Genomic DNA, 14,580 nt, shown 5'->3' with positions numbered 1-14,580 from the left:
CTCTTCCGCGAGCGGTCTGTAGCAAATGTTTTTTGGGTTATCATGCTCAGCATCCTGCTCCATCTGCCGTTCTTCATGCACCCGCCGCAGGTAGTACCTGCGAACGGTAATGGTGCGCTCAGTCCTTTCCTGTTTGCTCTGCCCGAACTGCCGGATGTGATTGTTATGGTGCTTTACCATGTTATTGTACTGCTGCAGGCTTTCCGTTTGAACTATATGCTCAATGAATTGCGGATGTTGCAGAAGCAGGCGCTTACTACCGCCATGTGTTATGTACTGTTCACTTCGCTATTCGAGCAATGGAATCATATCACGCCAGCTTTATTATGTAATAGTCTCATCATCTGGCTATTCCATAAAATGACCCAACTTAAGAGTTCCTCCCAATCCCGGTCTATTATTTATAATATTGGTTTTATAGCAGGAACGGCTGTTCTTTTATACCATCCTTCTATGACCATTATCCTTGTGTGTTTTGTCGCTATCGCCATTTTAAGGCCTTTTCAGCTAAACGAGTGGTTCATATTATTGATCGGCATACTTACACCTTTTTATTTCCTGCTGTTCGTGCTATTCCTGCGTAATGATCTTAACAGTATCTGGCTTTATATTCCTGAGTGGGGAACGCCGTTCCGCCTTCCGCCCGATCTGCGCCCGGTAGTAGCTACGCTTATAGCGCTTGCTGTAGTGTTGCTGGCGGGAATCTATTCCTGGAGGGCTAATGCCAGCCGCATGCTGATACAGGTGCGGAAGGAGTGGGCTGTTTTACTTTTTATGTTGCTGGCGCTTATCCCGGCTATGTTCATCAGTAAAGATGCCGGTTATGAAGCTGGTTTGCTGTCTATGGTTCCCGGGGCAGCGCTTGCTTCGCATATTTTTCTTAACCCAAGACGTACCTGGCTGCCTAATATTTTCTTCTGGACGCTCGCTGCGCTTTCCATTTATAATAACTGGAAATAAGCGCTGTCTGCTATCTTCTATCTATTCCGTAACTTTGCTTTCCCCAATCAGTTTTGGCTTTTGGGATTAAATTAACATATACGATATAGGTCGTTCATCGTTTTTGTGCGTCTTATAAAGAGAGAAAGATCTATATCTAGAATCAAACGATTTACAATGAAAAAACTAGTCTGGTTATTGGCGTTGCTGTTGACAGTTTCAGCTACCGTACACGCGCAGGTAAAAGATCCGGTTAAATGGACCTTTACCGCTAAAAAGAAAACAGGAAATACTTACGAAGTGGTGATCAGTGCTGTCTTTGCCAAACCATGGCACCTGTATTCACAGTCTACACCAGACGGAGGTCCTATTCCAACCAAGATCACTTTCAAAAAGAACCCGCTGGTAACAGTTACAGGTTCTCCCAAAGAAGTGGGTACGCTTAAGGTAGACCACGATGAAAACTTTGGCGTTGATGTAAAATACTTCAGCGAAAAAGTAGACTTCGTTCAAACCATTACCTTGAAAGGAAAAGTAAAAACCAATATCACCGGTACTGTAGAATATATGGTATGCGATGATAGCCAGTGTTTACCTCCTACTACTAAATCATTTGATATCAAGTTACTGTAATTAGTTCGTAGCCCTCAACAATGAAAAGAATAATAACGATCGTAGTATTATTGGCTGCGGTTGGTATGTTAAATAGGACGGCTGCACAGGATAAAGCGCCTGTGCAGTTTTCTTTTACTGCCGAACGCACAAACGATAGCCTGGTAACCCTCTCAGTTAAGGCTATCGCAGAAAAAGGCACCCAGCTTTTTTCCGTTAAAAAACAAAGCGAAGACGACGCCTTCGTTTCCGCTATTCATTTCGACTCTGTTAAAACTGCCAGGTATGTGCGTTCAGGCGACGTGCCTGTGGAGAAGGGGCAGCAGCAGGTAGTGAAAGATGCCGGACTTGAAGCCGAGCTTCATTTCTTTACCGATAGCGTCACCTTTCAATATCCGCTGCATGTAGCAGCAACAGATACGGCTGTTATCAGGGGCACGTTCGACTGGCTGGCGCGCAAGGGCGAAGAATTTCCCAGTGGCAGTGAATCGTTCTCTGTAAAAGTATTACCTGCTGCTCCTGCAGCATCTGCGGGTGCCGCTGCTACCGGCGACGAAGGGAGAGGAGTGCTTACCACTTTTCTGCTGAGCCTGCTGGCAGGACTTGCGGCGGTTATCACTCCCTGCGTATTCCCGCTGCTTCCGGTTACTGTTAGCTTCTTCCTGAAGAAAAGTGAAAACAGGGGTGCCGCCATTCGCAGCGCTACCACTTATTCCCTGTCTATTATCCTTATCTATACTATTCCTACGCTTATCCTGATCATGTTATTCGGGCAGGATATTCTGTATAAGATCTCAACCAGCCTTACAGCAAACCTGCTGTTCTTTGCTATTTTTATAGTCTTTGCCATTTCGTTCTTTGGCGCTTTTGAATTGACCCTGCCCAGCAGCTGGGCCACTAAGGCAGATGCCAAAGCCGGCAAGGGAGGCCTTATTGGCACTTTCTTTATGGCGCTTACGCTGGTGATAGTATCGTTCTCCTGTACCGGTCCCTTTGTTGGGTCGCTGCTGGCACAAACCAGTAAAGAAGGTATAGGACTGGCGCCCATACTTGGTATGCTGGGCTTCAGTATTGGTTTGGCAATGCCGTTTACGCTGTTCGCGCTTTTCCCTTCTATGCTCAAATCGCTGCCAAGAAGCGGTGGCTGGCTTAACAGCGTGAAAATTGTATTCGGCTTTATTGAACTGGCGCTGGGTCTGAAATTTCTTTCCAATGCCGACCTCATCCAGGGCTGGCACCTGCTCGACAGGGAGGTTTACCTGGCCCTCTGGATCGTATTGGCGGTATTGTTAGGTATGTACCTGCTGGGTAAGATCTCTTTCTCCCACGACAGCCCTATGCCTCATGTAAGCGTACCACGCCTTTTCCTCGCTATCAGCTCTTTTGCATTTGCGATGTACCTGGTTCCCGGTATGTGGGGCGCTCCGCTGAAAGCAATGAGCGGTATCCTGCCTCCTGCCACTACGCAGGACTTCGATCTGAATCAACTGCAGTATAAAATAGGATCGGGTGGAGGCAGCCATAGTGCCGGAGCAGCTACTTCAGCGGCTAAACCGCCGCAGAAGCTGGTGAATGAGCTGCATGTGCCTTACGGACTCGTAGCTTATTTTGATCTGCAGGAAGGACTTGAAGCGGCAAGGGCGTTGAATAAACCTGTAATGCTCGACTTTACAGGACATTCCTGCGCTAACTGCCGTAAAATGGAAAACTCCATATGGTCCGATCCGGAAGTGCTTAAAATAATGAAGGAAGACTTCGTTTTAATAAGCCTCTATGTTGATCACTATGCCGTAGAACTGCCAGACGAAGAAAAGTATACCAACAAAGACGGTAAGAAAATAACCAATGTAGGTGATAGAAACCTGGACTATGAAATCACGAAATTTGGTTTCAATGCCCAGCCGCTGTATATGTTCCTCGATTTAAAAGAAGAACCGCTCAGCACCTATAAATATGGTTATGAAGGTACTGCCAAAGACTTTGTTGCGCATCTTGAAAAAGTGAAAGCAGAATTCGCCAAAAGATCAGGCAAATAGAAGCAACAGCAGTATTCTTTGATGCAGTAAGTAATATAAACAGGAAAGCCGCTCATTTCGGGCGGCTTTCCTGTTTATATATATATGCTCTAATGCAACTTCAGATCAAAATCTGCGTTTAATTGCGCCGATACGGCGTTGATCATTTCCTGTAACCTGCTTAATAATGCAGGCACCTGTTCCAGCGACTGCTGCTGTATTGCCAGCGCTTCTATTTCCCTTATCAGCACTTTGGCTTCAACAATATTCATCGTGTCGATGGTAGACTTTACCTTATGCGCCAGGCGGCCTACTTCGGGCCAGTTTGCTGCTGCAATGGCATGGCTCATTTCATCCATAGCTTCCCTTGAGCCTGTAACAAACGCGGCGCATAGCTTTTTGATGAACACGGCATTTCCTTTTGCCACCTGGTTCACCAGTGTAAGATCATATAACTTCTGCTCACTCATAGTCGATGATTAATCCCGGATAACACTATAGTACACCCGGCTTATCACATTATACAATTCTTGTTCCTTAAATGGTTTAGTAATATAATCATTCATGCCGGAGGACAGGAATTTTTGTTCTTCGCCCTTCATACTTGTAGCGGTAAGTGCAATGATCGGGACATTACGCTTACGCTCATTGCTCATATTACGGATCTCCATAGTTGCCTCAACGCCATTTTTCCTAGGCATTTGTATATCCATTAATATCAGGTCGAAATCTTCCTGTTCCAGCATTTGGATGACCTCTTCGCCATTGGAGGCGGTCTTTGATTCAAATCCCCAGTATTGCAATACGCTGCGTGCCAGCAGCTGGCTTATTTCGCTGTCTTCTGCCAGCAGGATCTTCAGCTTTCCCAGGTTGCCCGGTGTGTTGTTTGTTATGGCAACCGGCTTATGTATGCCCGGAGCCAGCGGCTTCTGGTAGGTGATCTGTACATGAAAGGTGCTGCCTTTTCGTGGCTGGCTTTCAACCCATATACTGCCATGTTGCAAGCCTACCAGTTTTTTGGTAAGTGTTAGTCCCAGCCCGGTTCCGCGGTATTTACGGTCGGTGCTTTCATGTGCCTGTGCAAAAGGCTGAAAGATCTTTATCAGCTTATCTTCCGCTATGCCTATGCCTGTATCCTTGACCGATAAATGCAGCGTCACTGCTTTAGGTGTCTCCTTCTCTATGTCGGCTCTTATGATAATGATCCCCGTATGGGTGAACTTAATAGCGTTGCTCAGTAAATTATCTGCAACCTGCGTAAGCCTTGCCGGGTCGCCCACTACCTTGTAACTCGAAGTAAGGTGATTGTCGAAAACAAGTTCCAGCTTTTTGGAAGCTGCTATTTCACGGTAAGGCGCAATGGCAGACTGGATTACTTTTACCAGGTCGAAATTAACTTCCTCCAGTTCCAGGTTGCCTTCGGTAGCCTGCTCCAGGTCAAGTATGTCGCTGACGATTGTCAGAATGTGTTCCGACCAGCGGTGAATACTTTGTAACGATTGAAACTGGTCCTGCGTTAACGAAGCGTCAACCAGCATATCCCCGGCCAGCTCCTGTATGCTGCGCATAGGACTGCTGATTTCGTGGCTCATGTTCGCCAAAAACTTCTCTTTGATCTTAGCCGTTTCTTCTGTTAACTTTTTTGCTTCCTTCAGTTGCTTTTCGGCTTTGATCCGGTCGGTTACATCCTGTGCAAATGCAATGACATAGGGCTGTTGATCAGGGTTGTCCGGTACCATTTTATAGTTCTGGTATAACAGGTACACGCTGCGCCCGGAGCCCGATATCACGCGGAACAGGCCTTTGGCCCTGTTGTTATTTTGAATGGTAGGCAAATAGGTATCGTCGAAAATGCCCTGGTCCTGCTCCGGTAAAAACTGGCGCAGATTTTTGCCCGTCAGGTCCGATTCGCTTTTTTCGAGCATCTGGCAAAGCATCGGGTTAACCTCCAGTAAATTGCCTTCCAGGTCATGCGTACATATAATTGCCTGGCTGTAGTTGAAAAGGTCTTTATACTTCTTTTCACTCAGCTGCACCTGGCGTTCTATATTTTTGAGTTCAGTAACGTCTATCCCGTAACCGATGAGCATGTCAAGCTCCCCGGCTTCATTGAATACAGGACTCATTTTCCGTAAATGATACTCGTCTTCGTTGTTGCGGTTAACGACCTTTTCTTCCCAGGTATACTCTTTTCCGGTAGAAACAACCTGGTTGAAAAGCGCCCGCCTGCCCTCGGCAATAGACATGCTTTTGTTGCGGAATACACAATAGTCGGCATCCGTTTTACCTATCAGCCATTTGCGCAGTACAGGGTCTTTAACACCTACAGGATTTACAAAACGATAACGGTGATCAGATGAAAACACCGCTATGTCTGCAGGTATATTATCGAGGATGGTCTCGTAGAAATTACGTTGTTTGTTGATGCTGTCGGCTCCTCTTATGCGTTCGGTTTCATCAGAAAATGTCCATAAGTGACCAATGAACTGCTCCTTAAGATATAGGGGCCTGTGATCACGCATAATAATGCGGCCGTCTTTTAAATGAATTTCATCGTTATCCAGTGGCTGGCGGTTATTATAGATCTCCAGCGTTTTACTGGTAAAGCCCAGTATGTCGTGAATATTGCCGGCAATATCGTTTACAAGATCTGCTGTATTGTAGCCTGTCAGTTGCTCCGGCGTTTTTGATAGATGAAAGATATCACAGAACTGCTGGTTGGTAAGTTGTATAAAACGGCCACTGTCTGTAATAAGTGTTGCTTTGGGCATGCTCGATATCAGCATGTTCAGCCACATACGCACTTCGGGCTCCATCTGATAACCTGCCTCCGTGGTATTGGACGATTTACTCGCCATAAACGAAACAGGGTTGCCTTCCTCCGAACAATTTAGTCCCGTCGATGCCAGCTTGATATTAAGACTACTGCTGAGTAGGATTTTTAATTGTTGCTGCAGGTTGATATTCATAAAAAAAATGCCATAGGATTTGAATTCCAAATATGCTGTTTCGCTCGCCTCTGTCAAATGGATGGCTTTCAAAGGGAACAAGGCCTAATTTACTTTAGCCGTATTCTTATAAAGGATCAGCTCTCCGTTATTGATCATACGATAGATGGTAGATTTGCCAATGTCTAATATACGTGCAACTTTTAGAACATCAAAATTATTAGCATCAAGACATTGTTGTATGATACGTGTATTATGCTGCTTTAAGGTTAACTGACCTTCATCGGGAACGTTAACACCATCCGGCATTTGTATTTCTTCTATATGTTCCGGAAGAATTTCATTAGAATTACTTAAGACACATGCCAACTCTACCATCGACTTTAACTGACGGATATTACCCGGATAAGGATGCTGTAACAGCAGCTTCTTTGCCTCTACCGATAATTGCTTGTCGGGAAGCCCGTTCTCTTTACAGAAAGCTTCTATAAAATGACGCGCAATAAGCAGTACATCGCTGTCGCGTTCTCTTAAAGGAGGCAGATGCACCGGTAACCCCAGTAACCGGTAATACAGGTCTTCCCGGAAATTGCCTTTTTTAACTTCCAGCGCCAGGTTCTTATGCGTGGCAACGATAATGCGAACATCGATCGCCACAACCTCGTTGGTGCCTATACGCGATAACTCTTTTTCCTGCAATACCCGCAGCAGCTTGGCCTGCAGGTTAAAATCCAGCTCGCCAATTTCATCGAGGAATAAGGTGCCTTTATGGGCCTCCTCGAACTTACCGATCCGCCGCGCCACTGCTCCGGTGAATGATCCCTTTTCATGGCCAAACAACTCCGATTCAATCAGGTCACGTGGTATCGCCGCAATATTTACCGCTACAAAAGGCTTGTCCTTTCGCGCCGAGTTAAAGTGAATGGATTTTGCCGCCAGCTCTTTACCTGTGCCCGTTTCTCCCGTTATACTTACCGTTATATTGGTGTTGCTGGCTTTCTCGATAAGATCAAAAACCTTACGGATAGCTGCACTGTTGCCTATGATCGACTTGAAATTGTATTTCTTAGCCACCTCATGCTGCAATGATTTTATCTTTTGCTGCATTGCAAAATGTGAACTCAGCGTTTCCAGCACCATCCATAACCGGTCTTTCGTTTCCTCATTTTTGACGATATAGGCAAAGGCGCCCTTCTTCATCAGGTCTACCGCCACCTGTATATCGTTTTGTCCCGATATCATGATCACACGCGTATCAGGGCTTACCTCCGTGATCTGCTGCAATAACTTATCGCCTGTACTGTCGGGTAAAGAATAGTCCAGCGTCACCACATCAGGCTTCTCATGAATACTTTTGAGAAAACCGGCGGCAGAACTAAATCGCTTTACCTGGTAGTCAGGGTTTAATGACAGGTAGTGTTCCAGCATGGAGCCGTAAAATTCATCATCCTCTACTATGTAAATGTTATGGGTGTCCGACTTCATTCCAAGGTTTGAGCATTATTATAAAATATAAAGATCGTTTTTTGTCGCTAAAAACCGCTTTTTACCGCTGTTCCATTTTTAGTAAAAAGAATGGCGCTTTCTGCTATTTTTGTTTATATGGAAATAACAGAAAATGTGTTCGATCAGCTGGCACACCTTTCAAGGCTCCAGTTTAACGAGGCCGAAAGAGCAGAAATTAAAACAGACCTGCAGCGTATGATCTCCTTCGTTGATAAGCTGAACGAGGTAGATACAACTGGCGTGCCACCCTTGTTACATATGAGTAACGCTATTAACGTATGGCGCGAAGATAAGGTTACAGCAGGCGAAGGCAGAGACCAGGCCCTGTTAAATGCACCGGAGCAGCAAAATGGCTTCTTCCAGGTGCCTAAGGTGATAAAGAAATAAATTATAATTATTTAAAATATGCTCATTCCATGAATTCCATTATCCATCTGGAGCAGATTCTGAAAAATTATTACATGGGTACCCAGGCGATTCCCGTGCTTAAAGGGGTATCGCTCGATATCCACCAAAATGAGTACGTAGCATTGATGGGACCATCCGGAAGCGGCAAAAGTACGCTCATGAATATCCTCGGCTGCCTCGATACACCCACCGGTGGAAAATATGTGTTGAATGGAAAAGATGTGAGCAAAATGCCCGACGATGAGCTTGCCAACGTACGTAATGGCGAAATAGGGTTTGTATTCCAGCAGTTTAACCTGCTGCCGAGGCTCACCGCCGCAGAAAATGTGGCCTTGCCTCTTATTTATGCCGGCGTTGGAAAAAAAGAACGCCTGGAACGCGCTATGGAAGCGCTTAAACAGGTGGGACTGGAAACACGCAGTCACCATAAATCAAATGAGCTGAGCGGTGGTCAGATCCAACGGGTGGCTATTGCCAGGGCGCTGGTGAACAATCCCTCTCTTTTACTTGCCGATGAACCTACCGGTAACCTCGATTCCAAAACTTCCGTGGAAGTGATGGAGCTGTTCAGTCAGATCCAGCAGGCAGGTAATACGGTGGTACTGGTAACGCACGAAGAAGATATTGCTGCGTATGCCAAACGTATCGTAAGGCTTCGTGACGGATTGATAGAAAGTGATCGCCTGAACTAATCAAACACTGAAGATGAAATAGACTGATATTCAGCTCTATAGATAAATATTGAAGAGGCTGTATCGATTAAGTAGATACAGCCTCTTCTTATTCCCGGCCCCGGCACGGCTCCCATTTTTTAAACAGAAAGCCGCGTTTTCTTTCGTATTTTCATTCCCCTCAAATTCACAAAACCAGGAAAGTATCAGCAAAAAAGAACGCTTTATATAGCCGCCGATAAGCCGCCTTAGAGCCGCCTTCGGAAGCCCGCTATCACCACTCTTTTCCTTTCTAACAGCGAAACGCCAAACAATACAACAAAAACCGCGAGCGTCAACACCATTTCGAGCCAGTATTCATAAGGTTTTACCCATATCTCATTTAAGATATTCCACCGCCCCAGGATCTCAACGAAATTCCAGAAAATGATCACTGTTGGTATAGCATAACGGATGGCATAGCCCATTTGCCTGATCCTCGCCAGGTTGCGCATCAGCAATACCGACCATAACAGCGAACCAAATGCAACGAGGTAAGTAACGGCATGACGGTCGCCTAAAAACGCCTGGTCGTAAACAAATAGCAGGAGCAGGTAAAAGGTCCATAAGATGGCTATTAGTTCCATTGCTGTAATAACGGAAAAGTTTTTGCCGGCTTTAGGCTGTTTGCGCACTGGTACGGGTATATGCAGCTGCTTTTGCAGCCAGCAGAAGAACAGGCAGCCTGTATGGGTACTGAACAAATAGTGCAACACTATTACTACGAGGAAACCAGCAGACGCAGGCATGATAAGATATTCCGGCTTGGTTACTACCACCCCGTTTTCAACCAGCGGAGCCACATGATAGCGGTGGGCAAAATAAACGAAGCCAAATTCCACCCAGCCGGTCCATATGAACAAACCGGCAAATAACCCGGCGAAGGTGGCGCTGTTTTCTTTTTTTAGCCTGGCACCCCATAGCAACAATAACAGGCCGGCAAAACCCAGTAAAAAAGCAGCTGTGAACACATGCGTATGCCCCAGTGTTTTTTCCATTACAATCATCAGCGCATGGCCCAGGGGCATGGTGAGTAATACAACAAGAAACGCCAGCAGCCCGGTAAGCTTCTTCAAATACTTCATCGGAATATCTTTTAAAGGATAGGAAATAATGAACCGCAATGGTTCACCTGCTGCTGTAAAAAGGAGAGTAAATGGAGCGAATGCGACCGTAAAACTAATGTTTTGCCTTCAGATTCACCCGGCTGTATAACTGTTTTTCGATACATTTAGTGTTTTAATACACGCTTACAACACACAAATATGGCCTTTAAAATATACACCAAAACCGGTGACAAAGGAAAAACATCCCTGATCGGAGGTACAAAAGTGCCTAAAAGTCATCTTCGTATAGAAAGCTATGGCACTGTCGATGAACTCAACTCTTACATAGGACTGGTAAGCGATCACCTGCATCACCCTCATTTGAGCGCCATGCTGAAAGAGATCCAGGACCGCCTTTTCACAGTAGGCGCGGCCCTTGCCTGTGATCCTGAAAAAGAGCTGAAAATGAGTATTCCCGATCTGAAAGAAGAAGACATTGCCCTCCTCGAAAACGAAATAGACAGAATGACGGAAGAGCTGCCTGCTATGAAACATTTTATTCTCCCCGGCGGACATGTTGCCGTTTCAACGGCTCATATCGCCCGCTGTGTATGCCGTCGCGCCGAACGTATCTGTGTGGCAATGACCGAACAGGAAATGCCGGTAGAACCGCTGGTGATAAAATATCTTAACCGCCTCAGCGACTATCTCTTCGTATTAGCCCGTTATGCCGGTCACATATTTCAGGTGGCAGAAATTCCCTGGATACCCCGTACCTGAGTATCCCGTTACGATTATAATCAGTTGCCTGGTATTGGGTCCCGCTGTATGCAAGCTGCTGCCTGGTAGTTTATTCCGATACAATCAGCCCGTCCCTCATATGCAAAACGCGGTCGCTCATGCCTGCAAGCTCTTCATTGTGCGTAACAATAAGGAAGGTCTGGTTGAATTCGTTACGTAATTGCACAAAAAGATGATGCAGTTCCTTTGCGTTCACGCTATCGAGGTTGCCGGTAGGCTCATCGGCAAATATGATGGCAGGATTGTTAATAAGAGAACGGGCTACTGCTACACGTTGCTGCTCACCGCCACTCAGTGCCTGTGGTTTGTTATGAAGTCTGGGGCCCAGGCCTAAAGTTTCGAGCAGGTAGCTGGCCCTTTTCTCCACCTCTTTGCGCCTGGTGCCTGCAATCCAGCCGGGTATGCATACATTCTCCAGCGCAGTGAATTCGGGCAGTAAATGGTGAAACTGGAATACAAAACCCATGTGTTTATTGCGATAGGCTGCCATTTTTTTACCCTTCAACTGGTAAACCGGCTCATTTTCAAGATAGATCTCTCCCTCATCAGCAGTATCTAAAGTTCCCAGGATATGCAACAAAGTGCTTTTCCCGGCTCCCGACGAACCGATAATGGAGACTATTTCGCCTCTATTTACCATTAAATCAACGCCTTTTAATACCTGTAACTGATCGTAACGCTTCTTGATATTTGTTGCTCTTAACATGTGTCCGGCTACCTGGTTTGACAGGGAAATACAAACTTAACCGATTTTGGATATTTATTTGCACCACTGTGGAAAGGCATTTTTGGTTATTTCAATGTAACCGCTACTTTTGCGGAAATTCCGGATTTCTTTTCCTGATAATCGAAGCCGGACCTGTTAAAAACAATATTCCCAGATAAAACTAAAAAAGTTTTACTATGTTCTGGACACTAGAATTAGCCAGCTATTTGGAAGATGCGCCCTGGCCTGCTACGAAAGATGAATTGATAGATTATGCTATTCGTTCTGGCGCTCCTATTGAAGTGGTGGAAAATCTTCAGGAACTGGAAGATGAGGGCGAAGTGTATGAAAGCATTGAAGACATATGGCCTGATTATCCCAGCCAGGAAGACTTCATGTTCAACGAAGACGAATACTAATAACCAGTACATCCGAAGACCTGGTTCATTATCCTATTGAGGCTACTCCCCTGAAAGGGGTGTAGCCTCTTCTATTATTTCTACTAATTGCCTATTCCTGCCAGCTCTAAGCTACGTTTTTTGATATTGCGTAACTCTATGCTTTCTATAACCGGGTCCGGAGCCAGGATTAAAGATACCCCTGGGGCCTTCCACCATTGTTGTGTAGCCAGCTTTTCGAAGTGAATGACACCTACCAGGTAACTTCTCTCCAGTCCGCCGTGCCACTCCTCGATCCATTCGAAGTCTTCTTTTACAATATCTTTTAAACTGCTGAAGCTAACATAGGCCTTCACATAAAAGTCGTGCGTTAACTCACCGGGTGTATGATAGTAACGTTTCTTATACTCATAACGGTAGTTATACCTTAATGCAGAAATATCGCTCAGTACAGCCGATGCCGTAGGAAAGCTGCCGGCGCCTTTGCCATAAAAGAATTGTTTATCGGCAAACCCGCTTTCTATTACTACACCGTTGTATTCATTCTTTACAAATGATAACTGGTCGTCGTGTTTTACAAACTGGGGGATCACATAAGCCGCCACCTTGCCGCTTACCAGCTTCTGTGCCTGCGCTACCAGCTTAATGTCATAGTTCTTTTCTTTTGCTACTGCCGCATCGCCGGATTGCACATTCTGAATACCGGTGAATACCAGGTTATCCGGATGTTCCACAATACCATAAGCGTGGTTCAGCAGGATAGACCATTTGTTCACCGCATCATAACCCTCTACGTCCAGTTTGGGGTTGCTTTCGGCAAAGCCTAACTGCTGCGCCAGCAATAAAGCTTCCTGGTAACCCAGCTTGTCTTCAAACATCTTGGTAAGAATGAAGTTGGTTGAGCCATTGATGATGGCTTTGATGCCATGCAGCAGGTCATTATCATAATACTCTTCGAGGTTGCGGATAACAGGTATAGAAGCGCAGGCGGCAGCTTCGCACAGGAATGGTAAACCGGTATCCTGCTGGTATTTCAATATCTCGGGTAAATGTTCTGCGATCATTTTCTTACTGGCGCTCACCACAGCTTTGCCCTGCTGGAATGCAGTAGATACAATTTCAAAAGCAGCAACAGAATCATCGATCACTTCTACAATAACATTGATCTCTTTATCGAATAACAGTTCATTCCTGTCGCTTGTAAAAAGACTATCCGGTGCATTGCGCTTTTTGCCAGGGTTTTTGATACATACTTTTTTGATGCTTGCTTTCAGGGAAGGGGTTTGCTGTAATACCTTATATAAACCTTCTCCTACTACGCCAAATCCAAAAAGGCCTATCGTTAATTGCTTCTGTGTTTCCATTTATGAATTGATTAAAGCCGCAGTAGTGATGCCTGCCGGCTGGGTTTGTATAAAATTGTTGAGTAAGCGGGTGATATTATCGTATTCCAGCAAAAAGCCATCATGACCATACAGTGAATCTATGATGGCTACCTGTGCACCGGGTATATGCCGTGCTATAAATTCCTGCTCTGCAGGAGGAAATAAAATATCGGTACTGATGCCTATGACCAGTGTTTTCGCCTGTATACGTTGCAGGGCCTCTTCTGCTGAAACCCTGTTCCTGCCTACATTGTGCGTATCCATAGCCTTACTGAGGAAGTAATAGCTGAAAGCGGTAAAACGTTTCGCCAGCTTATCGCCCTGGTATTGCTGATAGGTGCTGGCTTTAAATACCTGCTCGTCTACCGGTAATGCTGCAGTATTTTCAGTAACACCGCTCTGCGCTTTCTGGTAAGTATCGTAATGACGATAGGAGAGAAGTGCTATCGAACGCGCCAGTTTCATTCCCTCTAAACCCGCTGCAGGATGCGATTCCTTCCAGCTGGGATCAGACGCTATGCATAAACGCTGTGAAGTGTTGAAGGCAATACCCCAGGCCGAATGAAAGGCGTTGGTGGCAATGGGAATGATATACTCAAACAGGCTGGGTTCTTCTATCGCCCACTCAAGCAGCTGCTGCCCGCCCATAGAGCCTCCGATGCCTATTTTGATCTTATCGATGCCCAGCGCAGCTTTCAGATGCTGGTAAGCTCTTATCATATCCCTGGTGGTGAACAAGGGAAAAGTATGATAATAAGGCTTGCCGGTAGCAGCATTTTCGTCGAGAGCCGATATACTGCCATAACAACTGCCGGGCATGTTTACACATACGATAAAATACCGCTCAGGATCAAAAAAATGACCTGGCCCTACCAACCCCGGCCACCATTCAATAGGGTTGCTGTTGGCTGTTAGCGCATGAAAGATCCATACTACATTGTCCTTCGCTTCATTTAACCGGCCGGCAGTGGTATAGGATAAATGAAATCCCTGTAATACCTTGCCCGACTCCAGCGTAAAGGGTTCCCCGGATGAAAATACCTGGCTCAATTTCTTCGTTTTTTCTTGTACTCGTTTATATAATAACACAACATTCAAAAGTGAAA

14 protein-coding genes are annotated in these 14,580 nt (G+C 45.6%); 7 read left to right on the top strand and 7 right to left on the bottom strand.

Annotation, left to right across the window (positions count from 1 at the left end; genetic code table 11):
* The first annotated feature begins 42 nt into the window (after window positions 1–42).
* The 3 genes from ESB13_RS13085 to ESB13_RS13075 all read left to right on the top strand — a co-directional run bounded on the left by ESB13_RS13085 (window position 43) and on the right by ESB13_RS13075 (window position 3,587).
* Window positions 43–960 (top strand): hypothetical protein, encoded by a 918-nt coding sequence (locus ESB13_RS13085; protein ID WP_129003977.1) that lies wholly within the window; start codon window positions 43–45, stop codon window positions 958–960.
* 156 nt (window positions 961–1,116) lie between these two features.
* The gene (locus tag ESB13_RS13080; protein ID WP_129003975.1) at window positions 1,117–1,572 is read left to right on the top strand and encodes a protein-disulfide reductase DsbD domain-containing protein; all 456 of its coding nucleotides are present in this window, start codon (window positions 1,117–1,119) and stop codon (window positions 1,570–1,572) included.
* Window positions 1,573–1,592: 20 nt separating this feature from the next.
* Window positions 1,593–3,587: a protein-disulfide reductase DsbD family protein gene (locus tag ESB13_RS13075; protein WP_129003973.1), complete on the top strand. Its 1,995-nt coding sequence runs from the start codon at window positions 1,593–1,595 to the stop codon at window positions 3,585–3,587.
* An 89-nt stretch (window positions 3,588–3,676) separates the two neighbouring features.
* On the opposite strand, the gene ESB13_RS13070 is transcribed toward ESB13_RS13075, so the two are convergent.
* Genes ESB13_RS13070 through ESB13_RS13060 form a run of 3 tightly spaced genes read right to left on the bottom strand, consistent with a single transcriptional unit; the run spans window position 3,677 to window position 7,999 of the window.
* Window positions 3,677–4,036: an Hpt domain-containing protein gene (locus ESB13_RS13070; RefSeq protein ID WP_129003971.1), complete on the bottom strand. Its 360-nt coding sequence runs from the start codon at window positions 4,034–4,036 to the stop codon at window positions 3,677–3,679.
* A 9-nt stretch (window positions 4,037–4,045) separates the two neighbouring features.
* Window positions 4,046–6,565 carry an ATP-binding protein gene (locus ESB13_RS13065; protein WP_129003970.1) on the bottom strand — a complete coding sequence of 840 codons (2,520 nt, stop codon included), beginning with the start codon at window positions 6,563–6,565 and terminating at the stop codon, window positions 4,046–4,048.
* A 54-nt stretch (window positions 6,566–6,619) separates the two neighbouring features.
* Complete coding sequence (locus tag ESB13_RS13060) at window positions 6,620–7,999, bottom strand: sigma-54-dependent transcriptional regulator (protein WP_129003968.1); 1,380 nt, start codon at window positions 7,997–7,999, stop codon at window positions 6,620–6,622.
* Between the two features lie 117 nt (window positions 8,000–8,116).
* On the opposite strand from ESB13_RS13060, the gene gatC reads away from it, so the two are divergent.
* Window positions 8,117–8,407, top strand: a complete 291-nt coding sequence (gene gatC / locus ESB13_RS13055; protein ID WP_129003966.1) for an Asp-tRNA(Asn)/Glu-tRNA(Gln) amidotransferase subunit GatC — start codon at window positions 8,117–8,119, stop codon at window positions 8,405–8,407.
* A 29-nt stretch (window positions 8,408–8,436) separates the two neighbouring features.
* The gene (locus ESB13_RS13050; RefSeq protein ID WP_129003964.1) at window positions 8,437–9,120 is read left to right on the top strand and encodes an ABC transporter ATP-binding protein; all 684 of its coding nucleotides are present in this window, start codon (window positions 8,437–8,439) and stop codon (window positions 9,118–9,120) included.
* 227 nt (window positions 9,121–9,347) lie between these two features.
* Here ESB13_RS13050 and ESB13_RS13045 read toward each other — a convergent pair whose 3' ends face one another.
* Window positions 9,348–10,223, bottom strand: a complete 876-nt coding sequence (locus ESB13_RS13045; protein ID WP_129003962.1) for a hypothetical protein — start codon at window positions 10,221–10,223, stop codon at window positions 9,348–9,350.
* A gap of 180 nt (window positions 10,224–10,403) precedes the next feature.
* On the opposite strand from ESB13_RS13045, the gene ESB13_RS13040 reads away from it, so the two are divergent.
* Entirely contained in the window at window positions 10,404–10,964 is a 561-nt protein-coding gene (locus ESB13_RS13040) for a cob(I)yrinic acid a,c-diamide adenosyltransferase (protein ID WP_129003960.1), read from the top strand.
* Window positions 10,965–11,034: 70 nt separating this feature from the next.
* On the opposite strand, the gene ESB13_RS13035 is transcribed toward ESB13_RS13040, so the two are convergent.
* Window positions 11,035–11,691, bottom strand: a complete 657-nt coding sequence (locus ESB13_RS13035; protein ID WP_129003958.1) for an ABC transporter ATP-binding protein — start codon at window positions 11,689–11,691, stop codon at window positions 11,035–11,037.
* 197 nt (window positions 11,692–11,888) lie between these two features.
* Here ESB13_RS13035 and ESB13_RS13030 point away from each other — a divergent pair, with 197 nt between their 5' ends.
* On the top strand, window positions 11,889–12,110 hold the full coding sequence (locus ESB13_RS13030; RefSeq protein ID WP_076374923.1) for a DUF2795 domain-containing protein: 222 nt from the start codon (window positions 11,889–11,891) through the stop codon (window positions 12,108–12,110).
* 83 nt (window positions 12,111–12,193) lie between these two features.
* Here ESB13_RS13030 and ESB13_RS13025 read toward each other — a convergent pair whose 3' ends face one another.
* Together ESB13_RS13025 and ESB13_RS13020 are read right to left on the bottom strand one after the other, a co-directional pair.
* Window positions 12,194–13,453 (bottom strand): homoserine dehydrogenase, encoded by a 1,260-nt coding sequence (locus tag ESB13_RS13025; protein WP_129003957.1) that lies wholly within the window; start codon window positions 13,451–13,453, stop codon window positions 12,194–12,196.
* The gene (locus ESB13_RS13020) at window positions 13,454–14,524 is read right to left on the bottom strand and encodes a homoserine O-acetyltransferase family protein (RefSeq protein WP_129003955.1); all 1,071 of its coding nucleotides are present in this window, start codon (window positions 14,522–14,524) and stop codon (window positions 13,454–13,456) included.
* Window positions 14,525–14,580 lie beyond the last annotated feature (56 nt).

The sequence above is a fragment of the Filimonas effusa genome (assembly GCF_004118675.1).
GTDB classification, from domain to species: domain Bacteria; phylum Bacteroidota; class Bacteroidia; order Chitinophagales; family Chitinophagaceae; genus Filimonas; species Filimonas effusa.
Note: the sequence above shows the minus strand (reverse complement) of the source record. Positions and strands in the feature narration are given on the sequence as shown.

Coding starts and splice junctions, on each gene's coding strand:
- ESB13_RS13030 (WP_076374923.1), top strand. CDS start 11,889: ATGTTCTGGACACTAGAATTAGCCAGCTATTTGGAAGATGCGCCCTGG.
- ESB13_RS13050 (WP_129003964.1), top strand. CDS start 8,437: ATGAATTCCATTATCCATCTGGAGCAGATTCTGAAAAATTATTACATG.
- ESB13_RS13060 (WP_129003968.1), bottom strand. CDS start 7,999: ATGAAGTCGGACACCCATAACATTTACATAGTAGAGGATGATGAATTT.
- ESB13_RS13045 (WP_129003962.1), bottom strand. CDS start 10,223: ATGAAGTATTTGAAGAAGCTTACCGGGCTGCTGGCGTTTCTTGTTGTA.
- ESB13_RS13035 (WP_129003958.1), bottom strand. CDS start 11,691: ATGTTAAGAGCAACAAATATCAAGAAGCGTTACGATCAGTTACAGGTA.
- ESB13_RS13085 (WP_129003977.1), top strand. CDS start 43: ATGCTCAGCATCCTGCTCCATCTGCCGTTCTTCATGCACCCGCCGCAG.
- ESB13_RS13075 (WP_129003973.1), top strand. CDS start 1,593: ATGAAAAGAATAATAACGATCGTAGTATTATTGGCTGCGGTTGGTATG.
- ESB13_RS13070 (WP_129003971.1), bottom strand. CDS start 4,036: ATGAGTGAGCAGAAGTTATATGATCTTACACTGGTGAACCAGGTGGCA.
- ESB13_RS13025 (WP_129003957.1), bottom strand. CDS start 13,453: ATGGAAACACAGAAGCAATTAACGATAGGCCTTTTTGGATTTGGCGTA.
- ESB13_RS13080 (WP_129003975.1), top strand. CDS start 1,117: ATGAAAAAACTAGTCTGGTTATTGGCGTTGCTGTTGACAGTTTCAGCT.
- gatC (WP_129003966.1), top strand. CDS start 8,117: ATGGAAATAACAGAAAATGTGTTCGATCAGCTGGCACACCTTTCAAGG.
- ESB13_RS13040 (WP_129003960.1), top strand. CDS start 10,404: ATGGCCTTTAAAATATACACCAAAACCGGTGACAAAGGAAAAACATCC.